Raw genomic sequence first — 24,522 nt, 5'->3', positions numbered from 1 at the left:
GGACCTGGCCGTGCTCGACCAGATGCTCGTCATGCTGGTCGAATCGCGCGGCTCCGACCTGCACCTGACGGTCGGCTCCCCGCCCATGATCCGGGTGGACGGCGGCCTGCGCCCCCTGCCCGGGTACGGCAAGCTCAACTCCGCGGACACCGCCCTGCTGGCGCGCGCCGCGCTCAGCCCGAAGCAGTGGGACATCTTCCTGCGCGAGAAGGAACTCGACTTCGCGCACAGCATCGTCGGGGTCTCCCGCTTCCGCGGCAACATCTACGTCCAGCGCAACTCGTTCGGCTGCGTGTTCCGGGCCATCCCGCACAAGATCAAGCCGTTGGACGAGCTGGGCATGCCCGACTCCGTGTCCCGCCTGGCCTACCTGCCCCGTGGGCTGGTCCTGGTCACCGGCCCCACCGGTTCCGGCAAGACCACCACCCTGGCCTCGGTGCTGGACCTGGCCAACCGCAGCCGGTCCGCGCACATCATCACCATCGAGGACCCGATCGAGTTCCTGCACCCGCACAAGCGCTGCGTGGTGAACCAGCGTGAGGTCGGCGCGGACACCGAGACGTTCGCGAGCGCGCTGAAGCACGCCCTGCGGCAGGACCCGGACATCATCCTCGTCGGCGAGTTGCGTGACCTGGAGACCACCTCCACCGCGCTGACCGCCGCGGAGACCGGTCACCTCGTGCTGGCGACCCTGCACACGCAGAGCGCCACGCAGACGATCGACCGCGTCATCGACATCTTCCCCCCGCATCAGCAGCTGCAGATCCGCGCCCAGCTCGCGGCCAGTCTCCAGGGTGTCGTCACCCAGGCGCTGGCGCCGCGGGCCGACGGCAAGGGCCGGGCGGTGGTGTGCGAGATCCTCACCGCCACCCCGGCGATCCGCAGCCTCATCCGTGAGGGCAAGTCCCACCAGATCCCGTCGTTCATGCAGTCCGGCGCCAACGACGGCATGTTGGCGTTCGACCAGCACCTGGCGGACCGGGTCCGCGAGGGCATCGTCTCGCTGGACGCGGCACTGGAGATCTGCCACTCCGCGGAAGAGCTCAAGCGACTCATCGGACGGATGTGACCGGATGGCAGCGACGAAGACCTTCCAGTACAGCGGGATCGACGGCAGTGGCCGCAAGACGAAGGGCACGGTCGAGGCGGCCAACGAGCTGGCCGCGTCGAACCTGCTGCGCCAGCGCGGCGAGACGCCGCTGGAGCTGACCGAGGCCGGTCAGGGCCTCAACCGCAGCCTGAGCATCCCGGGCCTGGGTGGCCGGATCAAGCTCAAGGACCTCGCGGTCTTTTCGCGGCAGTTCGCCACGATGACCGCCTCCGGCATGTCCCTGCTGCGCTCGCTGTCCATCCTGGAGGAGCAGACCGCGGTACCGGCCCTGAAGAAGGCGGTCGGCGAGGTCCGCGCGGACGTCGCGGGCGGTGTGTCGCTGTCGGCGTCGATGGCCAAGCACGACAAGGCGTTCCCGCGCCTCATGATCGCCATGGTCCGCGCCGGTGAGGCCGGCGGTATGATCGACCAGGCCCTGGAGCAGATCGCGGTCAACCTGGAGAAGGACACCGCCCTCCGCGGCAAGATCAAGAGCGCGATGACGTACCCGGCGATCGTGCTCGGGTTCACGTTCGTGCTGATCGGCGCGGTGCTGAAGTTCATCGTCCCGATCTTCGAGGGCATGTTCAAGAACCTCGGCGGCGAGCTGCCCGGGATCACCCAGGTCCTGGTGGACCTCAGCCACAACATGCCGTGGATCGCGCCGGTGTTCCTGACCGTCACCATCGGCGGCACGGTGACGCTGAAACATCAGATGCGTACGCGCGAGGACGTCCGGCTGTTCATGGACAAGCTGAAACTACGGCTTCCCGTGTTCGGCTCGCTGTTCCGCAAGCTGGCCATGAGCCGGTTCTCCCGCAACCTCGGCATGCTGCTCAACGTCGGCGTGCCGGTCATGCAGGCGCTCGCCGTGGTCGGCGAGACCGCCGGCAACGAGGTCATCAACATCGCCATGCGCGACGTGCAGAACGCCGTCCGCGACGGCCAGCCGATGTCCACCGCGCTGCGCCTGCACAAGATCTTCCCCGAGATGGTCACCCAAATGATCGAGGTCGGAGAAGAAAGCGGTCAGATCAGTCAGATGCTCGACAAGGTTGCCGACTTTTACGACCGGGAGGTCGACAGCGCAGCCGAATCGCTGACCGCGTCGATCGAACCGATCATGGTCCTCGTCATGGGTGCCGTGGTCGGTGGAATGGTGATCTGTCTCTACCTTCCGATGTTCACCATCTACCAGAACATCCAGAGCAACTGACGCTCTGGAGCGACCGGAAGCGGGCCCCCAGCCCGCGACCACCGCCCCACCCCACCCCACCACCCACTGCACGGAGGCAACCCGCAATGCGAGACATCATCAACCGGATCCGCGCGCACAAGGGCGACGAGGGCTTCACCCTCATCGAGCTCCTGGTCGTCGTGGTCATCATCGGCGTGCTGGTCGCGATCGCCGTCCCGGTCTACCTGAACTACCGCGCGGGCGCGGCCGACAAGTCGGCCCAGTCTGACGTGCGTGGTGCGATCAGCGCGATGGAGCAGTACTACACCGACAACAACAACGCCTACCCGCCGGACGCCCTGAACAAGACCGCCACGTTCGCCCTGGGCACCTCGACCACGGCGAAGGTGACCCTGTCCGACAAGTCGGAGATGACCATCGTCGTCAGCGGCAGCACCTACAAGATCTGCGCCAAGAACTCCGGTGGAAGCACCAACCGCTTCTACAAGTACGACAGCGCCGCCGGCGGTTCCGTGCAGGGCGTCACGTCCGCCACGTTCTCGATGACCACCTGCTCCTGATCCATCCTCCGGGTGGCGGCGCGCTGCGCCGCCACCCGGAACTCGACCACCCCACCAACGAGAGAGGAGCCACCGTGCCGCAGCCACTACTGCTCAGCGTCGTCGGTCTTCTCGGCCTCGCGGTGGGCTCGTTCCTGAACGTCGTCATCCACCGCGTGCCGCGCAACGAGTCGCTGGTCCGGCCCGGATCACACTGCCCGCACTGCGGCACCGCGGTCCGGCACCGGCACAACCTGCCCGTGCTCGGCTGGCTGCTGCTGCGCGGACGGTGCGCGGACTGCAAGACCCCGATCAGCGCCCGCTACCCGCTCGTCGAGGCGGGCACCGCGGCCCTGTTCGTCGCCGTCGCGGCGCGGTTCGGCTGGTCGTGGGAGCTTCCCGCGTACCTCTATCTGGCCGCGATCGCGATCGCCCTGGCCGCGATCGACCTGGACGTGCTGCGCCTGCCCGACCAGATCGTGCTCCCGTCCTACGGTGTGGCGCTGGTCCTGCTCGCGCCCGCCATGATCGCGGAGCACAGCTGGGCCGCCGGCCTGCGCGGCCTGGCCGCCGCCCTCGTCCTCTACGCGCTCTACCGCCTGCTCGCCGCGATCCCCCGCGGGATGGGCTTCGGCGACGTGAAGCTCGCCCCGCTGCTCGGTTTCTACCTGGGCTGGCTGGGCTGGAGTTCCGTCGCGGTCGGTGCGTTCGCCGCATTCCTGCTCGGCGGAGTCGTCGGTGCGGTGCTGATGACCGCCCGGCTCGCCGACCGCAAGACCCGCATCCCGTTCGGGCCCTACATGCTGGCGGGCGCGTTCCTCGCGGTCTTCGCGGCCGCGCCGATCGCGCACTGGTACACGTCCCTGCTCGGCCCTGCGGTCTGAGCGAAGTCACTGAGCGAAGGAAGGAAACCGATGGCTGGCGTCAATCCGATCGGGCTGGACATCGGCTCGTCGTCCATCCGAGCCGTGGAAGTTCGCCGCGGCAAGGAGGACCACGCGCTCACCAACTTCGGCCAGATTCCGCTGCCCCCGGGCGCCGTCCAGGCCGGGGTCGTGCAGGACCCGCTCGCGGTCACCGCGGCGGTCAAGCAGCTCTGGGCCGCCTGCAAGTTCGACACCAAGCGGGTCGTGCTCGGCGTGACCAACCCGCAGCTGGTCGTCCGCGAGGTGTCCGTCTCCAACCTCCCGCCGAAGGAGATGCGCAAGTCGCTGCCGTTCCAGGTGCGCGACATGCTGCCCCTGGCGGTGGAGAAGTCCCTGCTGGACTTCTACCCGCTCGAGGAGGCCGGCGACAACCCGACCGTGCGCGGGCTGCTCGTCGCCGTACCCAAGGAGGCCGTGCTCACCGCCGTGCAGGCCGTCGAGAAGGCCGGCCTGCGGGTCGACAGCGTCGACCTGTCCTCGTTCGCGCTGCTGCGCGCCGCGTCGCGGCTCGACGCGCAGGTCGAGGCGCTCGTGGACATCGGCGCCGAGGTGACCAGCGTGGTCGTGCACGCGGACGGCGAGCCGCTGTTCGTGCGGACCGTGCCGCGCGGCGGCGCCGAGATCACCCGGACCATCGCCGAACGGCTCGGCATCGACGCAGGCGAGGCGGAGGCCCTCAAGTGCCGCTTCGGGCTGCACGGCGACGAGCGCCCGGACAGCGGGACCGCGGTGACCGAGGCCATCCGCCCCCTGCTCAACGAGCTGCGCAGCTCGTTCACGTACCTCGCCTCGGGCGAGCGGCAGAAGCAGGTCACCCGGGTCGCCCTGAGCGGCGGTAGCGCGCTCATGCCCGGCCTGGCCGAGCACGTCCAGGAACAGCTGCGCGTCGCGGTGATGTACGCCGACAACGCCGGCCGCCTGCGCGACACCCGCAAGGCCAAGCCGCGCGGGTTCGACATCTTCGTACCGTCGGCAGCGGTGTCGATCGGCCTGACCCTCGGAGCGGCAGCCTGATGGCGACGACCCTGATGCCCGTGGACCCGCAGACCACCCCGCAGCGGGCCACCCGCAACCTCACCATCGCCGCGAACCTGCTGCCCGACGAGATCATCGCGGGCCGCCGGGCCCGGCGCGCCCGCGCCGCCGTGATCGGCGCGCTGGTCGCTGTGCTCGTGCTGCTTAGCGGCTGGTACATGCACGGCACGTTCGAGACCCGGACTGCGGCCCGGGAGAAGGCCGACGCCGAGGCACAAGCCATCACGCTGAAGCGGCAGCAGGCCAAGTACAACGAGGTCGTCGACGTGCAGGCGCAGACCAAGACGATCGCGGATCAGCTCAAGACCCTGATGGCCACCGACCTGCCGTACGCCACGCTGCTGGACACCGTACGGCAGACCGGCACCACTTCCGGGGTGACCGTCACCGGCGTCAGCGCCAAGCTGGCGGGGGCCGATGAGACGAAGGCCAAGGGAACGGTCAGCACCAACACCGCCGCCACGATCGGCACGCTGCAGATCACGGGCGAGGCCGACAACAAGCGGATTGTCGCGAAGTATGTCGACGCCCTGAGTGAGCTGAAGATCGTCGTGAACCCGTTCCTCACCAGCCTCGCGGCGACCAAGAAGGAGAACGGAGAAGTGGGCGTGCAGTTCAGCCTCACGGCCGACATCAGCACGACGGCACAGTGCGGCCGGTTCACCACCCCCTGCAAGACCACCGGAGGCAACTGATGAACGCCCGCCACATCGATCGGATCTGGCTGCTCGGCGGTTTGGTGGTCATCATGCTGCTGATCGTCGCCTCCTGGTTCCTGGTGATCAGTCCCAGGTACGCCGACGCCGAGAACCTGCGCGCCGAGGCCGAAAAAGCGCAGACGGACATCGTCCTGTACCGCAAGCAGAACGCGAAGCTGGAGGCCGAGAAGGCGAAGCTGCCCGAATACCGGGCCGTGCTCGCATCGCACCAGGCGGCCCTGCCGTCCGACACCGGCATGCCGGACTTCCTGCGTGAGCTGCAGTCCTCCGGGGACACCATGAACGTCACGGTCAGCGGCCTCACCGCGGCCGATTCCCCGGACAGCACCGGCAACATCAAGACCCTTGATCTCACGTTGACCGCCGACGGCACCGCGAAGGACCTCAGCACGTTCCTCAAGCGGCTGCAGGAGTCCCAGCCCCGGGCGTTCCTCCTCGACTCGGCGAACCTCAGCGCCGCGAACGACAACACTCAGAACATGACGCTCAACCTGACGCTGAAGGCGTTCGTCACGAAGACCGGCGGCGACGCGGCCGCGACCCCGGCCCCGACGACCCCCGCCGCCAAATAACCATCCACGCGGCGCGGCGTCAGCCCGCGTCGAAGAGGTGGCTCTCCACCTGGGCCCGGTACTCGACGTAGATCTGCCGGTAGCGTTCCACCGCACCGCGCCGATCGCCGGCGTCGAGCAGCTCCAGGATCGCGTCGTGGCCCCGGATCCAGGTGGTCCAGAGCTCGCTCTCGGCGCCCATCGCGAGGATCCGCAGGGTCCGGGCGACCACCAGGTCGACCATCGACTGGAGTTCCCGGTTGCCGCTGGCCAGGATCGCCACCGTGCTGAAGTCGGCGCCGGCCGCCCCGGCGGCCAGCGTGTTGCCCGCACGCAGCCCTTCGACGAACTCCTTCTGCCGCTGGCGCATGAGGTCGATGTGGGTGGAGGTGAGGTTCTCCACACCCCACTCGAAGCCCGCGCAGGCCAGCACGCTCATCACGTCGATGAGTTCCAGCGCGTTCTTCTGGGTGACCTTGGTGACGTGCCGGGTGCGGTTCGGGGCGATGTCGATGAGGCCCTCGACGGACAACTGGGCGATGGCTTCCCGGACCGGGGTGATGCTCACGCCCAGGCGTGCCGCCAGCTCGGCGTCCTTGACGAGCGTGCCCGGCGGCAGTTCCCCGGAGATGATCTCGTTACGGAGCTGGCGCACCACGGCTGCGGTGCGTGTCGGCGGGACCGCATAGGTCATACCGTCAGCCTACTCATTGTGACAACGGGCGGGTCGCCGCACCCGCCGACGGGTTGCGGACACAGCGTCGCCGGACTGTCGGGAGGAACTTCTCAGTTCCTGGGCGACCGCGTCGATGGGACGCCAGAGATGTAGGGACCGCCGCCTGCCCGGCACCCGACGCGACGACAGGACGGATGGGAATGCCAGTCACTCGGGCCCGCGCCTGGACGCGCCCCGGAGCGCGAGTCGCGCGCCTCGGGCGTCGACGGAGCGAACGCGCTCGCGGCGACTCCGGCATGTCCCTGGTCGAGGTCCTGGTCGCGATCGCCGTGATCGGCACCGTGATGGCCTCCCTCGCCCCGTTCCTGGTCAAGTCGGTCATCGTGGTCGGGCAACAGCGCAACACCCAGGCGGCGGTGCAGGTCGCCAACGACGCCGTCCAGCGGATGCGGGCGCTGAACCCTTCCGCGCTGCTGACCGGCCGGGGCCAGCAGGGCGTCCTGAACCAGTGGAACGCCGCGCCCGCGCAGGTGCAGACGTACCTCACGCCGATGGGCTGGAGTGCCACCAGCCTCGACGCGGATCCCATGCTTCCGCCGGGCTCGGCCCTCGGGCCCACCGCACCACTGCCGACCGTCGCGAACACCGTGAACGTCGCCGGCGTCGACTACGCGCAGCAGTGGTTCGTCGGCAAGTGCTGGCAGCCGAAGGTCGCCTCCGGCGGCGCCGCCGCCCCGGTCAGCGCGTGCACCCCCACACATGCGACGGGCGACTCGCCGTTCTATCGCGTCGTGGTCGTCGTCACCTGGCCGCAGACCTCCTGCGCCGGCGGGCTCTGCACCTTCTTCACGTCGGCGCTGGCCAACATCGGCACGGACCCGCGCTTCGACCTGAACCGGCCCCCGCCCTCGATCACCAACCCCGGCACCCAGTACGTGTTCGTCAACGACCCGGTGGACCTGCAGATCGACACCGTCGGCGGCAAGTTGCCGCTGACCTGGACGCAGACCGGGCTTCCCGCGACGTTGACCCTCGCGGCCGGGGACATCACCGGTACGCCGACGGCGACCGGCACGTACAGCGTGAAGGTCACCGCGACGGACCAGAACAACATCGCGGCCAACGCGACGTTCTCCCTGATCGTCATCCCGCACCTCGCGCTCCCCACTCCGGTCGACCAGGCCACCGACGCCGGCAAGGCCGCATCGCTGACCTTGACCGCCACCGGCGGTGTGACGCCCTACAAGTGGTCGGCCACGGGCCTGCCCACCGGACTGTCGATCAGCGCGACCACCGGCAAGATCACCGGTACGCCCACCGTGGTGCAGCCCCCGAAGGACGTCACGGTCACCGTGACGGACTCGAACCCGACGCCCGAGTCGGTGACGGTGACCTTCAAGTGGGCGGTCAACGGGGCCACCGCGCAGTCGTTCAAGATCGGAACCCCGGTGTCCGGCTTCTACCCGTCGGTCACCGGCGGGGTCGCGCCGCTGGGCTCCTGGCGGGCCGACGACCTCCCGCCCGGGCTGGCGATCGACCCGACCACCGGCGAGGTGACGGGCACCCCGACCACCGGCACCCGCTACGTCACCACGGTGTACGCCACCGACAGCACGGGCCGGGTCCTGACCACGACGGTGGTCTTCACGGTGGACATCCGCGTGCCCAGCAACCTGCGCGTGACCTACCCGACCACGCAGTCTCCGGACCAGAGCACCGCGGTGGACACGCCGGTGTCGTTGCAGGCCGTGTGCGCGGGCAACTCCGCGAAGACGGACTGGACCGCGTCCGGCCTGCCACCCGGCCTGGAGATGGACGCCGACGGCAAGGTCACGGGCACGCCCACGACCCCGGGGACCTATCTGGTCCGGTTCGACGTCACGGACAACTCGCACGAGGCGGCCACGATGATGTTCATCTGGACGGTGACCTGATGCGCCGGCTCATCGACGCGGCCGCGACGCGACGCGACGACGAAGGCATGTCACTGATCGAGGTCATGATGTCGATGGCCATCATGAGCGTCCTGATGGTGGTCTTCACCGGAGCGATCCTGCAGATCTACAAGTCGAACACCGCGACGGACACGGTCTCCGCGGCCCAGTCCCAGGTCCATCAGGCGTTCCAGCGGTTCGACAAGGAGCTGCGCTACGCCTCGTGGATCGCGACGCCCGGCCAGGTGGGCACGAACAAATGGGCCGTCGAGTTCGCCGGCGCGGACAGCACCAAGTGCGAACAGCTGGTGCTCGACACCACGGCCCTGCCTGCCACCGGCAATAACGGCCGCGGCGTGCTGAAACTCGTCAGGTGGACGCTGGGTACACCGCCGACCAGCACAACCCCCCGCCAGACGCTCGCCTCGAACATCGTCGACCAGGGCAATCCGTTCCTGCCGGAAAACCCTGCGGGCATGGCCTCCGCCAGCCCCAGCCCGAGCCCGAGTCCCAGTGCCTCCGCGGGCACCTTTGTGACGTCGTTCCAGCGGCTGGGAATCAACCTGAAGATCCAGGTGGCGAACGCGAGCACCACGGTCAACACCACGTTCACCGCCCTGAACACCTCACCCAACACCAGCACCACGAACGGCTGCAGCGAAGGGAGGGCGACGGCATGATCTGGTTCTCGCGCTTCCGCTCACGGCGGCGCATGGCCGGCACCGCATCCGATCAGGGTTCGATGCCGATGGCCATGCTCGTCACCATCGTCGGGCTCGGCCTGAGCGCGAGCATGGTGCCCACGGTGGTCAATCAGGTCGTGAGCACCCGTACGGACGCTGACCGCACCGTGATGATCGACTCGGCGCAGACGGGCATCGACGTGGCGCTGGGACAGCTACGCGCGGCTGTCGACGGAGCGGGCAAGGGTCTCCTGGAGCAGTTGCCACCGTGTGAGATGACCGGTGCCGTGGGTGGCGGCGTTGCCCGCTACCGCGTGACGATCGCCTACTACAGCGTCGACGCCAACGGCGACCCGCTGCCGCTGACCTGCCCGCCACTCGACGTGCCGCTCACCGCCAAGCTGACCTCCACCGGCAGCGACACGGCGACCGGTGCGCTGACCCCGGGCAGCCCGGGCACCCGCACCGTCGAGGCGAAATACACCTTCCGGACCTCCAACGAGAACGTCTCCGGTGGCCAGATCCGCATGGACCCGCCGTCGAACCTGTGCCTCGACGCCGGTGACGAGACCAAGATGCCGCCGAAGATCGGCGACAAAGTCACGGTGGCGACCTGTAAGAGCAACAACACCCTGCCCGGCAGCACGCTGATCGATCAGATGTGGGCGTACACCAGCGACCTGAACCTCCAGCTCGTCGGTTCACAGACGTCGGCGGCGCTGAACGGGTTGTGCGTGTACGGGGCGTATTCGGCGGGCGCTCCGGCGACCTTCCAGCCGTGCAAGACCGAGCCCCCGCAGCAGTGGAGCCTGGACAGCAGCTCCCGATTCCAGGGGACACCGGACGGCAAGAAGCTGGAGAACAAGTACTGCCTCAGCCTGGTGAACGCCGGCGCGGCCGGTAACGTGCAGGTCAACGACTGCGGCGGCGGCACCAACAAGGTGGTCTTCCGGCCCTCGGACAAGGTCGGCGCCGGCATGGCGTCGACCGCCACCGGCCAGGTGGTCAACTACGCGCAGTTCGGCCGGTGCATGGACGTCACGGGCTTCAGCCCGACCGCCGACTACATGATCGTGTGGTTCTGCAAGCAGGCGCCCAACGGCGCCATCCCGTGGAACCAGCACTGGTACCTGCCGCCGGTGTCCACCTCTTACGCGAACCGCCAGCCGGAACGCATCCGCACGATCAACGAAAACGACGGCAAGAACTACTGCCTCGTGAGCCCGAACTCCACGGCCGCCGGCAAGTACGCCACGCTGGCGGCTTGCACGCCTACCGGCGCGCTCACGAACCCGGCCATGAAGTGGACGATGTACGGGGACACCGGCGACCCGGTCACGAGCTACCGCATCGTCGACAACAACGGCTACTGCCTGACGCCGACCGACCTGACAGTCACGCCGGCGGACACCCACACGGACGGTACGGCGAAGGTCAAGGTCGCCGTCTGCACCAAAGAGTCATTGCAGAAATGGAATGCGCCGCCCTACTTCAACGAGCCGCTGTCGCTCAGTGGCATCAACGAGAAGTGATCCACCTGCGTTAGACACAACGATTCCGTGCGGCCCGCTGCATTGCAGTGGGCCGCACGGATCATTTGTCGTCAGTCCTGGTTGCTGACCGCGCCGTTCGCCGCGCCCTTTCCGGCGTGGTCGTTCGCGTTCTTGTCGGCACCCGCGTTGCCGGCCTTGTCATCGGCGCCCGCGTTGCCGTTCTTGCCCGCTCCGGCGTTGCCGTTCTCGTCGGCGTTCGCGTTGCCGTTGTCGTTCGCGTTGTTGTCGTTCGCGTTGTTGTCGTTCGCGTTGTTGTCGTTCGCGTTGTTGTCGTTCGCGTTGTTGTCGTTGGCGTTGCCGGCGTCCTGGCCCGCCGCCTTCTTGGCGTCGGCCAGGTTGAGGCACGCCTGCAGCAGGGCCTGCTGGGCCGCCGTGACCTCGGCATTTGCGTTCTGCTGACCGGCCGCGCCCTGGTTGGCCGCGCCGTTGCCGACGCCGTTGCCCTGGTCCGCAGCGTTGCCCTGGGCGGCTCCGTTGCCCTGGGCCGCTCCGTTGCCCTGGGCCGCTCCGTTGCCCTGGGCCGCTCCGTTACCCTGAGCGGCTCCGTTGCCGCGCCCGTTGGCCGCACCCTTGCCGGCGCCGCGGGCCTTGGCGGCCGCCGCGCGGGCCTGCTTGGCCTGCATGGCTCGCATGGCCTTCGCGGCCCGCTTCGCCTTCTTGGCGTTGTCGGCGGCGGCCGCACCCTGCTGGCCGGCCGCATTGTGCTGACCGGCAGCCGCGTTGTCCTGGCCGGCTGCCGCGTCGTCCCGGCCCGCCGCCTTGTCCGCGGAGCCCTGGTCGGCCGCGAACGTGTCACACGCCGTCTCCAGCGCAGCGGCCGACAGGGCCGCCTGATCGTTGGCGTTCGCCTGCTGCGGGGCGAGCTTCTCCCCGTCGCAGATCACGTCGTTGCCGTTGATCTGCACCTGGGCACACTTCGACACGTCGAAGGCCTGCCCGTTGACGCTGATGACGCCGTCCGCTTTGGTGGTGTTCTCGCCCGCCGACGCGAACTGCACGCCGGTCACCCCGCCGGCCACCAGCACGCCTGCGAAGACTGCAGCGCCGATCAGCCTACGGTTGTTACCGGAACCTCGTCGCTGTCGCAGTCTCATCACCACTCCTCGTCGTTGACCCGTCGATGTCTGTCACGCACCAGTACGGGGCGGCACGCATCGGCGGTTCAATTTCCGGGAGAATGAGCCCGCATTTCTCCGAATCGGCAAATAGGCGCGCCGCGTCACCGTCCGGCAACGCGGCGTTGTGTTCCACATTGGCAATTCGCCGAAGATCATTTATCCCACCCGCCGCGTCCCCGGATCGCCGCCACATCGGACGGACGACGCCCTGCCGGCTCGGGGGCAGGGATCAGCGGCAGGTGCAGAGCAGCAGGTTGGGTGACCGCTTGCCGACCGCGCTGACCTTGTTACGGGAGGCGGCGCGCAGCAGGGCTACCCGCACCGAAGCCGGCTGCCAGGTCCGGTGCGCGGCCAGCAACAGCGCTGCCGCGCCGGCCACGTGCGGGGCGGCCATCGAGGTCCCGGACATCACCCGGTGGGCGTTGCTGCCCGAGTCCCAGTCCGAGACGATCGCCTGGCCCGGGGCGAACAGGTCGAGGCACCGGCCGTAGTTGGAGAACCCGGCCCGCCGGTCGTTGCGGTCCGTGGCGCCGACGGTGAGCGCGGACGGCTCCCGGGCCGGGGAGTACTTGCAGGCGTCGCGCGAGGCGTTCCCGGCTGCCACCACGAAGGTGATCCCGGCCGCGACCGCACGGCGGACCGCGTCGTCGAGCACGCGCGACGGCGGACCCTCGATGCTCATGTTCACCACGGCCGGGCGGGCCGCGTGCGTGGTGATCCAGTTGATCCCGGCGATGATCTGCGCGTAGCTGCCCTTGCCGTTGCAGTCCAGGACCCGTACGGCGACGAGCCGCACCCGCTTGGCCACGCCGTACCGGCTGCCGCCGACCGTGCCCGCGACGTGGGTGCCGTGCCCGTTGCAGTCGTCGGCCTTCGCGTCGTCGCCGATGAAGTCCCAGCCGTACCGGGCCCGGCCGCCGAAGTCGCGGTGGCCGATGCGGATGCCGCTGTCCAGCACGTACACGGTCACCCCGGCACCGCCCGTGGCGGGATAGGCGTAGCCGCCGGACAGGTTCCGCCCGCGCTGGTCGACCCGGTCCAGCCCCCAGGAGGGCGGCGCGGTGTCCGTGCTCGACGCGAACACGTCGCCGTCGGGAGTGACGTACGCCACTGCCGGGTCCGTCGCCAGCCGGGTGGCTGCCGAGGTGGTCAGCGTGGCGGCGAAACCGAGCAGGCCACCGGTGTAGGTCTGGTGGACGGCGCCGCCGACCCGCTGGGCGAGCGCGGTTGCCGTGCCGGGCACCTCGGCGGGGTCCGTGCCGGGCGCTAGGACGACGAGGAAGTCGGCCAGCGCCTCCTGCGCGGAACGCTGCACGTGCGGTCGAGCCACCGCGGCCAGCACGCCGGCAACCGCCGCAATCCACAGGGCACCCCTGACGACGCGACGCGCGTGCTGCATGCAGACCCCCCTCCGAAGACTCAAGGAGAGTCATCGGCGCGAGGCACCCGGTCTTGAGCAAGGCTTCGAGATGTGAGACGCAAGATCAGCGCTGCGGTGTGACCCACGAAACCTACGAAGCCCCGCGGACCGGCCGAACTTCCGGATGTCAGCCACACACGGCACGGCCAGGCATGGTACGGAAGGGGCAGCAATGATGCGGAAGTCGCGGGGAGTCGCGAGCGTGCTGATGGCCGTGCTCGGCGTGGTGCTGGCCGGGGCCGGCCCAGTGCTGGCGCTGCAGGGCGTACAGGTCCAGCGCGAGGTCCGGCACGAACTGGCCGCCCAGCAGATCGCGTTCCCGGCGGACCAGGCTCAGCTTCCGGACGCCCTGAAGAGGTACGCCGGCGAGAAGGTCACCACGGGCGGCGAAGCCGCGGCGTACGCCAGGTTCATCTCCGCACAGGTGGCGCAGGTCACCGGCGGCAAGACGTACACGGAACTGTCGGCGCAGCCGACCACGGGCAAGCTGACGCAGGCCCAGCAGAGCGCGCTCATGGGTGAGGCGCTGCGCGGCACGCTGCTGAGCGCCAACCAGGCGGAGAAGCTCAGCTGGCTGCTGATCGGCCTGGGCGCGCTGTTGACGGCGATCGGCGCGGTGTTCGCCCTGACCGGTTTCAGCATGCGTCCGCCGCGGATCGTGGTGCCGGACTCCCCCGAGGCCCTGGAGAGCCTGCACCTGCGCCTGCGCTGAACCGCGACGCGACGGCGCCCTGGCGCTAGTCAGACGCGGCGCGGGTCCCCCGTGCGGTGATCAACGCCGCCGCGGCCAGGGCGACCAGCCCGATGGCGGCACCGGCCGGGACCAGATGCGCCGGAAGCTGCTCGCTGAACGCGTACATGTCGTACGGAACCGGATTGGGATGGTCGTAGACCAGGACCTGATACTGGTGGCAGTAGAGGTAGTAGGTGGGCACGACCGCGGCCAGGACGGCCGTGACGCTCAGCGCGGCCACTGTTGCCCGTTGCGCTCGGCCGGCGTGCCGGAGCCGGGCGCTGAGCGCGGCCACCATCAGCCATCCGGCGATCGCGCCGACCAGCAGCCCGGCGACCGTCAGGGGCCGCACTGCCGCGTTCTCGAGCTGCCACACGTCGATGCGCGCGTCCGTCGCCCCGTCGACGCCGTAGTTCGCCCCGCCGATGGTGTAGCTGCTGTAGCCGTCGAGCGTCAGCCCGTCCTTCGTCGCGGTGATGAAGAGCCATTTCCCGGGCACCACGACCGGGTCATTGCCGACCCAGTCGACAACCAGCCCCCCGGGTTGTTCGGTGAACACGACGAGCCGCCAGCCTGCGGCGGTCAGTGCGGCCCGGACGCGGTCGGCGGAGTACGTCGTCACCACGTTCGCCACTACGCCGACCGCCGGTCCGCGCATTCCCGTCTCCCAGGGGAAGAGCTCCACCCGCGTCTGTTTCCCACCGAGCATGGCGCCCGTCAGCGCCCGCATCTGGTCGTCGGAGGGCACCGGGGTGCCCGTCTGCCAGCCCAGCCATGTACCGCCCGTGCTGGCGAGCGCGCCCAGCGCGATCGCGGCAAGGACGGCGGCGAGCATGGCGAACGGCCGCCGGAAGGGCAGCCGGAACCGTTGCCGGATGCCGCAGGCCACCAGGTGCAGCGTCTGGGCGACGGTCGGTCCGCCGTGCCCGTACTCGGCCATGTCCAGCAGCGTCGTGAGGATCTCGACGCCGTGCCTGCGGCGATAGGGCCGCGGGTACGCCCAGAGCAGCCGCCGGTAACGACGTTCCTGACGGGCCGGGGCGGTCATCCGGCCATCCCGGGTTGCATGGTGCCGAGTACGGGCCGCCGCAGCCGGGCCTCCGCCGCGTCGGCGTTGCGGCGCAGCCGGGCCACCTGCCCGGCGAGCGCGGCGGCACCATCGTCGGTGAGCCGGTAGTACCGGCGCAGCCGGCCGTCGATGGCCTCCTCCCGGTCCACCTCGACGAGGCCCCGCTCGGCCAGCCTGTCCAGGGCGCCGTAGAGCGTGCCCGGGCGCAGGACGACGTCACCGTTCGACAGCGTCTCGACCGCGCGGATCACCCCGTAGCCGTGCGTGGGCTCGGCCGCCAGCGCGGTCAGGATCAAGAACGTGGGTTCTTGCATGGGCCGGTACGGTACTGCCGCCGCTATATAACGTCAAACGTAGTATCGGACCACGCACGCTCCGGCACCCCCGCGCCCGGGCCACCCCGCAACATAGTCAGGTTGACGTTATATAACGGCCGACGTAGGTTTCCGGACCATGTCAGCGCTCCTCGCCCCCAGCTCGTTGATCCTCACCGCCCTGGCCGACGGTCCACGGACCGGCTACGCGGTGATCCGGAAGGTCGCGACGCTCTCCGCGGGAGAGGTCAAACTCCGGCCGGGCACGCTCTACGGCACCCTGGAGCATCTGACCGAGCGACGACTCGTGAAGATCGACCGGGAGGAGGCCGCCGGCGGACGACTCCGGCGCTACTACCGGCTCACGGCCACCGGCCGGGCATCGGCGCCGGCGGACCCGTCGACCGGCGCACCGCCCCGGCTCGCCGCGCTGGACGGCCTGCGGCTGATCGCCGCGCTCGCGGTCGCGGTCCACCACTACACCGCGTACTGGGCGCTCGACGGCGTCCACACCCCCGCGTACTTCCTGCCCGACGCCAGCCGCGTCACGATCTACGGCTTCCTCGGCGTGGAACTGTTCTTCATGATCAGCGGGTTCGCGATCTGCATGAGCAGCTGGGGACGAACGCTCAGATACTTCTTCGCCTCCCGCGCGGGGCGGCTCTATCCGGCGTACTGGACCTGCGTCCTCATCACCGCCGCGGTCACCACCCTGCTGCCCATCAGCGGTCACATCCCGCAGCGCGTCCCACTGTCCTGGACCGACATCGGCGTCAACCTCACCATGGTGCAGGAGCCGCTCGGGGTGCCCGCGGTGGACAACGTCTACTGGACCCTGTGGGCGGAGCTGCGGTTCTATCTGCTGTTCGCGGTCGTCGTGGTGTGGGGCGTCACCTACCAGCGGACCGTCATCTTCCTGATGACCTGGATGCTGGCCGCCTGCGCCGCGGTATGGCTCGATGTACCACTCCTCACAGTGGTCACCGTCGGCGAGTTCGCGGGCTACTTCATCGCGGGCGTCGCCATGTACCTGATGCACCGCTTCGGGCCGACGCCGTTGCTGTGGCTGATCATCGGCCTGTCCTGGTGGGTGAACCTGCACCGCCTGGAGGAACGGGTCGGGCCACACGGCTTCGGCATTCCGGTCTGGCCCGCCGTTGTCATCGTGACCCTCGGATACGTGATCCTGCTGCTGATCGCCCTCGGCCGGCGCGGCCCCGGCTGGCGCTGGTTGACGCTAGCCGGAGCGCTGACCTACCCGTTCTATCTGCTGCACCAGCGGATCGGCTACACCGTCATTCGCTACGGGTACGAGCTGACCGACCTGCCGGTAGCGGTCCTGATCGGCGGGACAGTCGTCCTGATGCTCGGCCCCGCATGGCTGGTACACCGGTACGTCGAGCGGCCCTTCGGCCCCCGTCTGCGCACCGCCTTGCGGCGGGCGGCCAAGCCCCGCGCCGGCTCCTCGGCGACACGGTAGTTGCGCCCGGACCCTGTCCGACACCCGGGAGCAGCATTCAGATCGTCGGTCAGGGGGGTGTCGGGGCGTCGCGGTAGCGGCGGGCTCCGGGGTGCGGCGGCGGGTTGTTGATGACGCGATCGCGACCGGCGTGCTTGGCGGCGTACAGGTTGCGGTCGGCGTCGGCGAGCATGCCGGATTGGGTGGCGTCCGGTGTCGCCGCGGACGTGGTCGAGCCCATGCTGACGGTGACGGGCAGGTCCCCGGTGATCGGTTGCCAATCGTGGTTGCGGACGGCCAGCCGCACGGTGTCCAGATGGGCTGCGGCGTCGGTAGGTGTGAGGTCGGGTAGGACGAGCAGGAATTCCTCGCCGCCCAGGCGGGCGACGAACCCGCCGTCGGTGATCCCGGTCAGCGTGTCGTCCAGGAGCGTGGCCACGGTGGTGAGGACCTGGTCGCCGACGCCGTGCGACAGCGTGTCGTTGATGCGTTTGAAGTGGTCCAGGTCAGCCAGGGCGATGGTCAGGCATCTCTCGCCGGTGCGGGCGTGTTCGATCATGCCGGGCAGGTGTTCGTCGACGTAGCGGCGGTTGCGCAGACCGGTGAGTGGGTCCGTGCGGGCCTGGTCGCGGAACTGGGCGGCCTGGGTACGCGCCTCGGTGGTTTCGAACATGGCCTGACGGGTACGGGCCTGAGCTTCCAGTTGCGCGCAGCGCAGCCTCTCCGTCGCGGCGGAGAAGTCCTTGTACGCCTGGAAGGCACGGACATGGTCGCCGGTCGCGGCGTGCAGTTCGGCCTGCTCCTGCAGCGTCTGGGCGGCGAGGTCGGCGAGGTCGTGTTCGGTACACAGTGCACTGGTGCGATTCAGGCTCTGTTGCGCCTGGCCGGTCTTGCCCAGGTGCCGTTGCGCCTTCGCCAGCGTGAGCAGGAACTCGGCCCGCCCGTAGTGGTCGACGGCGCCGGAGCTTTCCTGCACCCGGAGGCAGCCCTGGATCGTCTCTTCAGCCTCGGCGTACCGGCCGAGCGCAATCTGCACCGCGGCGACGGTGTCGATCTCCTCCAGACGCAGCAGGGCCAGATCGAACGCGGCGCCCGGTGCGGTGACAGTGGCCATCAGCCGCTCCAGGGTCTCCCACGCCCGCTGCGGTTCGCCGGTCTGCAACTCCTCGTAGGCGTGGTGGTGGAGCGCCATGCGCTGCCACCGCAAATCGCCGATGTCGGCGGCGAGTTGCTCGGCCTGCTGGAGTCGCTTCAGTGACTCGGCGTGGGAGTCGACCGCGCCGAGGGCCAGTGCGAACTGCAACAGGCACCCGACCCGGATGCCCGCCGGGGTGTCGTCGGTGAGCAGCTCCACCGCGCTGACCGCGTGGGCGAGGACAGCCGCCGCGTCACCGAGTTCGAAGTGCAATGAGCTGAGCACGGAATGGCTGCGGATCAGCAGTTCCCGGCGATCGTTCTCCCCCGCCCACCGGTGCACCTCCTGAGCGGTGCGGGCGACCTCGGCCAGGTCGCCGTCCAGCCGGCCCCGCAACCGGGCGGTGAGCAGGCGGGCGCGCTGCCACAGCTCCATGTCGCCGAGCTCGGCGGCCTCCCGCTCGATCTCGGCGGGCCGAGCCGGCGAGGTGGCGTCCAGCCCGTCGAGCGGGATCGCCTCGATGGCGATCAGGTCGTGGAACAGCTGCTGTGCCCGCGACCCGGCCGGGGCCCACCGGACCTCATCGGTGGCCAACCTGTCAGCGTTCACACCATCAACTATCGGCCTGCCTGCCCGTTGCTGAGGCGCAACAGGAAGCGGCGACATCCCCGGTTCCGACGGCTGGTGAGCGCGAAACACCTCACTGACCGGTTTGCGCTGCCGATAGACGAGTCCTTGTTGACCTGACCGACGGGTCGCTGGACGCCGACACCAGACCGGTGGCAGCCCCAGGGTGGCCGGAGTCCCGATCACACGCGCGCGTGGTCGCAAGAGCCGGGGCCGTCCCGTCGTCGACGATCTCGACGAGGGCCGGGCTCTCGGCAGAGCGGCGGGCGCCACGTTGTTTCAGCTAGCTGCCCGGGATGCCGATGGGGCCGTATAGGTCCGGTCGGGAGGTGGATTGATGGACGGCAGCGCGATCGGCGCCGAGGAGCTGTCGGCTGCACTGCTGGCACTCGAGGATCACACCATCGCCTATCCCGAGGCCGCCTTTGCCACCGCGTCCGAGCTTGAGCGGCAGGCCGAGGCCCTCGGCGATGAGTTGCTCGTCGTCCGGGCCAGGTTCCTCAAAGCCACCATGCTGGTCCGCGCCGGCGACGGGGTGGAGGACGCCCAGCGGACGATTGACCGCATCCACGAGTGGGCACTTGCGCACGGCGATCGTCGGCTCCAGGCCCGCACGCACCTGCAATGCGCATATGCCGGGCGGGTCTCCGGGGACATGGCGACCTTCCTGGAGCACGCGCTGAGGGCGGTCGAGCTGCTGGACGAGACCGCCACACCGTCGATGCAGGTCTGGCACCGCGCCAAGCTGGCGGACGCGCTCGCCGACAACGGTGACCTGGCCGCGGCACGGCTGCGTTTCGGCCAGGCCGAGGAGCTTGCCCGGGAACTCCAGCAGCGGCAAATGCTGACGCGCGTACTCAACAACTGGGCCTACAGCGAGTACGAGGCCGGTGAATTTCCGCGTGCCCGCGAGGTGGTCGGCCGTCTGCTGGAGCACGCCGAGGCGCACGGCGTCGACCTCGACCCCGCGGATCTCGACACGGTCGCCGCGATCCAGATCGAGTACGGCGAGTACGGCGAGGCTGAGCAGACGATGCGGCTGGCCATCGCCCGGCACGAGGCGGGTGCCCACAACGGGGCTGAAGCGCTGGCCCACTACCTGCTCACCCTGGCCCGCGCGCAGCGGTGTCTCGGTGAGCTGGACCGGGCCCAGGTCAGCCTTGACGCGTCACGCGAGCTGTGCGCCGAGGGGAAGCTGACCGAGGTCATGCTGCGGGTGCACCAGGAACAGGCTGAGCTGCACGCCGCCGGTGGCGACTTCGCCGCGGCGTTCGCGGCGCAGGCGCTGTTCATGGCCACCCAGGAAAGCACGCGTTCAGAGGAAGCCGATGCGAAGGCACAGACGCGGTGGGTCAAGTTCGAGACCGCCGAAGCCCGCGAGGAAGCCGAGCGGTTTCGGGAGCAGGGGCGCCGCGACCCGCTGACCGGGCTGCGGAACCGCCGCTACATCGACGAGGAACTGCCGAGTCTGGTCGCCGCGGACCAAGATCTGGTTGTGGCGGTCGCCGACATCGACCACTTCAAGCGCATCAACGACGAGCTTTCCCACGACACCGGCGACAAGGTACTGATCCAGGTCGCCAAGCTGCTCGAAACCGAACTGGCCGCGGTCGCGCCGGAGGGCTTCGTTGCCCGGCTCGGCGGGGAGGAGTTCCTCCTCGTGCTGCCCGCGAGGGCGGTGACCGTCGCGGCCCGTCAGCTCGACGGCGTCCGGCAGGCCATCAGCGACTACGACTGGCGGGGGATGACCGGCGAGCTGCCGGTGACCGTCAGTGTCGGCGTGGCTGGGGTCAGCGAAACGGTCCCGGCCAGCCATGCCGCGGCGCTGGCCACTGCCGACCGAAACCTGTACACCGCCAAGCGCGGCGGCCGGAACCTCGTCGTCGCCGGCACCGAGGCCGATCACCTCCCCCGCACCTACCGCGATCAGCCTGTCGCGTGACAGAAGGGTGGCCGCACTGACTTTCGATCGCGCCAGTGCACGCGAGGCCGGTTGACCACTGAAACGACGAACGTCCTGGCTTCGGGATCATGGTCCCGACCAGGACGGACGTCGGCGACTTCCCGGGCGTTCCCGCTACTCCCCCTCGACGACCGGCCACCAGCTCGGACGCCCTCGGCTGTGCAATCCGCCCGCTGCGCAACGCAGGGGACATCGCGGATCAGCCTTCCTGCCGAGCGGTTGGGTCATCCGTGAGTCGATGCTTCGCGGGCGTCGAGGAGCTCCTCCCAGTGTTCCTGAGCCCAGGTGCATGCGGCGGTCATCGGCTGGAGCAGGCTGAGGCCCAGCGGGGTCAGTTCGTACTCGACACGTCGCACCGGCTGGGGGTGGCTGGTGCGTTTGATCAGGCCGTCGCGTTCGAGCGTCCTGAGCGACTTGGTGAGCGCTTTCGCTGTGATGCCACGCAGCGGAACTCGAAGCTCGGAGAAGCGCCGCGGTCCGTGCTCCAGGCATCGGACGATCATGCCGGCCCACTTGTCGCCGATAGTTATCGGCGACAGATCGGAGGGGCATACCGGGTCGAACATGTCGGGGTCCAGGGGCATCGTCACGGCCCCACGTTAGCTGGTATCCGATAGGTAACCGCGTTCCCGGATACGGTCTGCGGCGGCGCCGGCAATCAGGCCGGTTCAGGAAGGCGAGGTGCCGGGATGGGCAAGTTGGTGGTCTTCGGTGCGGGTGGCCGGGCCGGGCGGGCGGCCGTCGCCGAGTCGCGCCGTCGTGGTCACAGGGTCACCGCGGTAGTCCGTGATCCAGGCAGGTATAGCGGCCTGTCGGGCGACGGCGTGCACCTGATGGCCGGTGACGTAACCGACGTGGACAGCGTCGCCCGAGTAGCCGCTGGACACGATGCCGCGATCAGCGCCGTCTACGACGCCGCCGCGCAGCCCGGCGCCTTCTATACCGGCGCTGCCCGCGCCTTGCTCGACGGACTGGCCCGCGCCCAGGTAAGGCGGCTGCTGCTGGTCGGCCTGGCGTCGACGCTGCAGACCGGGCACGGGGTGGCGCTGATGGATACGCCCGGCTATCCGCAGGAGTACCGCTCGTTCTACCTCGCCCACGCCGCCGGTACACAGGTGCTGCGTACCGCAACCACCAGCGTGGACTGGCTGGTCATCAGCCCTGCCGGCGACTTCGACCACGGCGGCGCGCGCTCCGGGCTGTACCGAACGGCGATGGCCGACGCGGCCAGTCGCATCTCGTACGCCGACCTCGCCGTCGCACTGATCGACGAGATCGATACCCCTACGCACCACCGGACTCATCTCGGTGTCGAGGCCGCCTGATGGCCGGGGAAATCCTCGACAGCCCGAACCCCTGGGTTGCCGAACACATCCGCCGTTTCGCAGAGACCAACGGCAACCCCCGGCCCGGCGTGAATGACCTGTTGCTGATCACGCATGGCCGCCGGTCGGGAAAGCTGCGCCGAACCGCGCTGGCCTACGCGCGAGACGACGATCGCTATGTTGTCGCCGCGTCCAACGGGGGAGCCGACCGGCACCCCGCCTGGTTCCTCAATCTCGCAGCCGATCCGGACGTCACCGTCCAGGTAGGGACCGAGACCCTCCCAGCGCGCGCACGGATCGCCCCGGCCGAGGAGAAACCAAGACTATGGCAGCTGATGATCACGATGATGCCGTCCTACCGGGAGTACGAGAAGGCGACCGCGAGAGACATCCCCGTGGTCATCCTCGAACCTTCCCCTGATCTGGCCAGGCAGTATTGCCCGCTTGCAATTCCCACCTGAACACACGTTCATGCCGCTGATGTCGCGCGTTGGGTTCTCACGTGAGGTGCTCGCAGTACGGGCTGCACTTCCTTCCGAGGGAGTGGCCGAGGTCCGCGAGCAAGCGCGAGCCTCGCTCGACCTCCTTCCGAGTTGGCGGAGTAATCGGCGCACCTGCGGCGATGTGTTCGCCGACCTCGTACAACGTGGCGTACAGATCCTCGGCGGTCGCCCGATTCAAATCGCAGCGTGATCTCACCGTCCACGGGGCGACCTTACTGTCATGCCGCCGACCGAACGTGCCCGAGACCCACACTCGTCACACCGCATACAGGTCACTCAGCCACCCAGCGGACTTTGGCTCGGATGGGCCGACGGCACCACGGCACTGCGATTGTGGACCGCGCGGGCGACCAGCACGGTAACGACTACGGCTGCGCCCCAAACGCTCCACCGCACAGGCTCCGCCATCCGGCTGTCCGGCGGTGGAGGCAGAACGGCCATCTGCAGCGCCGCGCCCGCGGGGACGACAAGCGCAGCGACCGCCCCGGTCAGACCGGGAAGCCGGATCAGCGCTCCGGTGACCCCGAGCGGCGGACCGAGCAACACACTGCCGATCAACCAGAACCGAGTCGTCGTGCTCCACCATTCTCCGCCGTCGAACAGCAGGTCCGCACCGTAGTAAGCCGCGGTGGCGAAGACCAGCGTTAGGCCACCTGCCAGAGCGCCGCGCAGCATCCCAGACGCTGGCCCCGCGTGCCGGCTCACCAACCAGCCCACCAACACGGCCGTCGCTGCCCAAGCCCATCCAGCATCCAGGATCAGACTGGCGAACTCCGCGGCCTGCGACCAGCCGCCACGCTCAGCACGTGCAGTGCCGCCCTCGCCCAGCACCACCGGCACGTGATTGACAACCGAGTCGACGAGGCCCAACAACATCCCGGCGGTGGGGCCTACCACCCACCACGGCCGACCGCTCCACGAAATCACAGCGATCATGATGCCGGACCCGCCTGGAAGTCGTCGCGCCGCATGCGGCGGCCCAGCTTGACCGAGTGCACTGATCTGCCGCTGACCGCGCGGCTTGACCAGCATCGAGGATCGCGACCCGGCGATGGGACGGCACGCCGATCACGGACTGTGACAGCGGAAGAGGGGAAATCCGGTCAGCTGTCACCCGTCAACTGAAGCTGATGTGTAACGGATCAACTGGAGCCCGACAAGCCGTAGCGGTCGCTTGTCGTGTCCCGGCTTGATGCTTGACACCGGCGTCCCACCTGACGGTTGACATGATCGTGTGAATCATCGGCACTATCGAGAGGACTGCGACGGTGGCTCGCACGCTCTTGTACTTGATCCGCCACGGCGAGCAGGCGCCGACGGCCGCAGACGGCGAAGACGGCGGCCTCTCGGACGTGGGGCGTCGGCAGGCGGACCAACTGGGACAACGACTGGAAGGCATACCGTTCGCCGAGATCCATCACAGTCCGCTTCCCCGGGCCGTTCAGACCGCTGACGTCATCGCTGCCTACCTGCCGAATGTCCCGACGCACGCGTGCGAGCACGCAACCGACCGCACACCGATCCCGTCCGTCGAGGACCGAGTCCAATACCCCGAACGCTTCCTCGCCTGGCTCGACAGGGTCCCAGCCCAAGAGCGCGACGAGAACGCCGTCGGTCTGCAGGCCGCCGTCGAGCACTTCTCCGCCACCGACGCTGACGACCGGCACGAGCTAGTCATCACGCACAACTTCGTGATCGGTTGGTTCGTCCGGCACGTCCTCGACGCCCCGACATGGCGCTGGATCGGCCTCGACCAGGCAAACTGCGGGCTGACCATCGTGCAGTTCGACACCGACCGGCCTCCCACATTGGTGAGCTTCAACGACATCGGGCACCTCTGATCGATCCAGCCACGGCTCATCGAGTCCGCGCCCGATACACCGCCTGGCATCAGGACACGGGGACATCCACATGCGCCCCGTGTTCCCCAGCGTTTCTGCTGCTCAGAACAC

Annotated in this window: 24 protein-coding genes; 16 read left to right on the top strand and 8 right to left on the bottom strand. The window is 69.0% G+C overall.

What is annotated here, in order from left to right; translation table 11 throughout:
* Positions 1 to 22: 22 nt before the first annotated feature.
* The 7 genes from ACMCNO_RS07190 to ACMCNO_RS07160 all read left to right on the top strand — a co-directional run bounded on the left by ACMCNO_RS07190 (position 23) and on the right by ACMCNO_RS07160 (position 6,079).
* Positions 23 to 1,069: a type IV pilus twitching motility protein PilT gene (locus tag ACMCNO_RS07190; RefSeq protein WP_412753646.1), complete on the top strand. Its 1,047-nt coding sequence runs from the start codon at positions 23 to 25 to the stop codon at positions 1,067 to 1,069.
* Positions 1,070 to 1,073: 4 nt separating this feature from the next.
* Entirely contained in the window at positions 1,074 to 2,306 is a 1,233-nt protein-coding gene (locus ACMCNO_RS07185) for a type II secretion system F family protein (protein ID WP_412748619.1), read from the top strand.
* Positions 2,307 to 2,392: 86 nt separating this feature from the next.
* Positions 2,393 to 2,848, top strand: coding sequence for a prepilin-type N-terminal cleavage/methylation domain-containing protein (locus ACMCNO_RS07180; protein ID WP_412748618.1), 456 nt, complete (start codon positions 2,393 to 2,395; stop codon positions 2,846 to 2,848).
* Positions 2,849 to 2,922: 74 nt separating this feature from the next.
* On the top strand, positions 2,923 to 3,711 hold the full coding sequence (locus ACMCNO_RS07175; RefSeq protein ID WP_412748617.1) for a prepilin peptidase: 789 nt from the start codon (positions 2,923 to 2,925) through the stop codon (positions 3,709 to 3,711).
* A 30-nt stretch (positions 3,712 to 3,741) separates the two neighbouring features.
* Entirely contained in the window at positions 3,742 to 4,767 is a 1,026-nt protein-coding gene (pilM, locus tag ACMCNO_RS07170; protein WP_412748616.1) for a type IV pilus assembly protein PilM, read from the top strand.
* Positions 4,767 to 5,483, top strand: a complete 717-nt coding sequence (locus tag ACMCNO_RS07165; RefSeq protein ID WP_412748615.1) for a PilN domain-containing protein — start codon at positions 4,767 to 4,769, stop codon at positions 5,481 to 5,483. The genes pilM and ACMCNO_RS07165 overlap by 1 nt, the downstream gene beginning before the upstream one ends.
* Positions 5,483 to 6,079: a type 4a pilus biogenesis protein PilO gene (locus ACMCNO_RS07160; RefSeq protein ID WP_412748614.1), complete on the top strand. Its 597-nt coding sequence runs from the start codon at positions 5,483 to 5,485 to the stop codon at positions 6,077 to 6,079. The genes ACMCNO_RS07165 and ACMCNO_RS07160 overlap by 1 nt, the downstream gene beginning before the upstream one ends.
* Positions 6,080 to 6,098: 19 nt before the next feature.
* Here the strand turns inward: ACMCNO_RS07160 and ACMCNO_RS07155 are convergent, their stop codons facing one another.
* The gene (locus tag ACMCNO_RS07155; protein WP_412748613.1) at positions 6,099 to 6,752 is read right to left on the bottom strand and encodes a GntR family transcriptional regulator; all 654 of its coding nucleotides are present in this window, start codon (positions 6,750 to 6,752) and stop codon (positions 6,099 to 6,101) included.
* A 176-nt stretch (positions 6,753 to 6,928) separates the two neighbouring features.
* Between ACMCNO_RS07155 and ACMCNO_RS07150 the strand changes: the two genes are divergently transcribed.
* The 3 genes from ACMCNO_RS07150 to ACMCNO_RS07140 all read left to right on the top strand — a co-directional run bounded on the left by ACMCNO_RS07150 (position 6,929) and on the right by ACMCNO_RS07140 (position 10,883).
* Positions 6,929 to 8,668, top strand: coding sequence for a putative Ig domain-containing protein (locus ACMCNO_RS07150; protein WP_412748612.1), 1,740 nt, complete (start codon positions 6,929 to 6,931; stop codon positions 8,666 to 8,668).
* Positions 8,668 to 9,348: a type II secretion system protein J gene (locus ACMCNO_RS07145; protein ID WP_412748611.1), complete on the top strand. Its 681-nt coding sequence runs from the start codon at positions 8,668 to 8,670 to the stop codon at positions 9,346 to 9,348. The genes ACMCNO_RS07150 and ACMCNO_RS07145 overlap by 1 nt, the downstream gene beginning before the upstream one ends.
* A gap of 68 nt (positions 9,349 to 9,416) precedes the next feature.
* Positions 9,417 to 10,883 (top strand): ricin-type beta-trefoil lectin domain protein, encoded by a 1,467-nt coding sequence (locus ACMCNO_RS07140; RefSeq protein WP_412748610.1) that lies wholly within the window; start codon positions 9,417 to 9,419, stop codon positions 10,881 to 10,883.
* 71 nt (positions 10,884 to 10,954) lie between these two features.
* On the opposite strand, the gene ACMCNO_RS07135 is transcribed toward ACMCNO_RS07140, so the two are convergent.
* Positions 10,955 to 11,998: a hypothetical protein gene (locus ACMCNO_RS07135; RefSeq protein WP_412748609.1), complete on the bottom strand. Its 1,044-nt coding sequence runs from the start codon at positions 11,996 to 11,998 to the stop codon at positions 10,955 to 10,957.
* A gap of 253 nt (positions 11,999 to 12,251) precedes the next feature.
* Positions 12,252 to 13,421, bottom strand: coding sequence for a S8 family peptidase (locus ACMCNO_RS07130; RefSeq protein ID WP_412748608.1), 1,170 nt, complete (start codon positions 13,419 to 13,421; stop codon positions 12,252 to 12,254).
* A gap of 193 nt (positions 13,422 to 13,614) precedes the next feature.
* Between ACMCNO_RS07130 and ACMCNO_RS07125 the strand changes: the two genes are divergently transcribed.
* Entirely contained in the window at positions 13,615 to 14,154 is a 540-nt protein-coding gene (locus tag ACMCNO_RS07125) for a hypothetical protein (RefSeq protein WP_412748607.1), read from the top strand.
* A 25-nt stretch (positions 14,155 to 14,179) separates the two neighbouring features.
* On the opposite strand, the gene ACMCNO_RS07120 is transcribed toward ACMCNO_RS07125, so the two are convergent.
* Both ACMCNO_RS07120 and ACMCNO_RS07115 read right to left on the bottom strand, forming a co-directional pair.
* Entirely contained in the window at positions 14,180 to 15,223 is a 1,044-nt protein-coding gene (locus ACMCNO_RS07120) for a hypothetical protein (protein WP_412748606.1), read from the bottom strand.
* Positions 15,220 to 15,558, bottom strand: a complete 339-nt coding sequence (locus ACMCNO_RS07115) for a PadR family transcriptional regulator (protein WP_412748605.1) — start codon at positions 15,556 to 15,558, stop codon at positions 15,220 to 15,222. Before ACMCNO_RS07115 ends, ACMCNO_RS07120 begins: the two co-directional genes overlap by 4 nt.
* 139 nt (positions 15,559 to 15,697) lie before the next feature.
* On the opposite strand from ACMCNO_RS07115, the gene ACMCNO_RS07110 reads away from it, so the two are divergent.
* Positions 15,698 to 17,038, top strand: coding sequence for an acyltransferase family protein (locus tag ACMCNO_RS07110; protein WP_412748604.1), 1,341 nt, complete (start codon positions 15,698 to 15,700; stop codon positions 17,036 to 17,038).
* 49 nt (positions 17,039 to 17,087) lie between these two features.
* Here ACMCNO_RS07110 and ACMCNO_RS07105 read toward each other — a convergent pair whose 3' ends face one another.
* A complete protein-coding gene (locus ACMCNO_RS07105; RefSeq protein WP_412748603.1) occupies positions 17,088 to 18,761 on the bottom strand; it encodes a diguanylate cyclase domain-containing protein in 1,674 nt (557 codons plus the stop codon).
* Positions 18,762 to 19,116: 355 nt separating this feature from the next.
* Here ACMCNO_RS07105 and ACMCNO_RS07100 point away from each other — a divergent pair, with 355 nt between their 5' ends.
* Positions 19,117 to 20,721: a diguanylate cyclase gene (locus tag ACMCNO_RS07100; RefSeq protein ID WP_412748602.1), complete on the top strand. Its 1,605-nt coding sequence runs from the start codon at positions 19,117 to 19,119 to the stop codon at positions 20,719 to 20,721.
* Between the two features lie 245 nt (positions 20,722 to 20,966).
* Here the strand turns inward: ACMCNO_RS07100 and ACMCNO_RS07095 are convergent, their stop codons facing one another.
* Complete coding sequence (locus tag ACMCNO_RS07095; protein WP_412753645.1) at positions 20,967 to 21,326, bottom strand: winged helix-turn-helix transcriptional regulator; 360 nt, start codon at positions 21,324 to 21,326, stop codon at positions 20,967 to 20,969.
* 105 nt (positions 21,327 to 21,431) lie between these two features.
* Here ACMCNO_RS07095 and ACMCNO_RS07090 point away from each other — a divergent pair, with 105 nt between their 5' ends.
* Positions 21,432 to 22,067 (top strand): NAD(P)-dependent oxidoreductase, encoded by a 636-nt coding sequence (locus ACMCNO_RS07090; protein ID WP_412748601.1) that lies wholly within the window; start codon positions 21,432 to 21,434, stop codon positions 22,065 to 22,067.
* Complete coding sequence (locus tag ACMCNO_RS07085; protein WP_412748600.1) at positions 22,067 to 22,528, top strand: nitroreductase family deazaflavin-dependent oxidoreductase; 462 nt, start codon at positions 22,067 to 22,069, stop codon at positions 22,526 to 22,528. The genes ACMCNO_RS07090 and ACMCNO_RS07085 overlap by 1 nt, the downstream gene beginning before the upstream one ends.
* 318 nt (positions 22,529 to 22,846) lie before the next feature.
* On the opposite strand, the gene ACMCNO_RS07080 is transcribed toward ACMCNO_RS07085, so the two are convergent.
* A complete protein-coding gene (locus ACMCNO_RS07080; protein WP_412748599.1) occupies positions 22,847 to 23,602 on the bottom strand; it encodes a DUF6518 family protein in 756 nt (251 codons plus the stop codon).
* 257 nt (positions 23,603 to 23,859) lie between these two features.
* Here ACMCNO_RS07080 and ACMCNO_RS07075 point away from each other — a divergent pair, with 257 nt between their 5' ends.
* The gene (locus tag ACMCNO_RS07075) at positions 23,860 to 24,411 is read left to right on the top strand and encodes a histidine phosphatase family protein (RefSeq protein ID WP_412748598.1); all 552 of its coding nucleotides are present in this window, start codon (positions 23,860 to 23,862) and stop codon (positions 24,409 to 24,411) included.
* Positions 24,412 to 24,522: the final 111 nt, after the last annotated feature.

Source organism: Krasilnikovia sp. M28-CT-15, assembly GCF_047159595.1.
Taxonomy (GTDB): domain Bacteria; phylum Actinomycetota; class Actinomycetes; order Mycobacteriales; family Micromonosporaceae; genus Actinoplanes.
The sequence above is the reverse complement of the archived record's forward strand: the minus strand, read 5'-3'. Positions and strand labels throughout refer to the sequence as shown.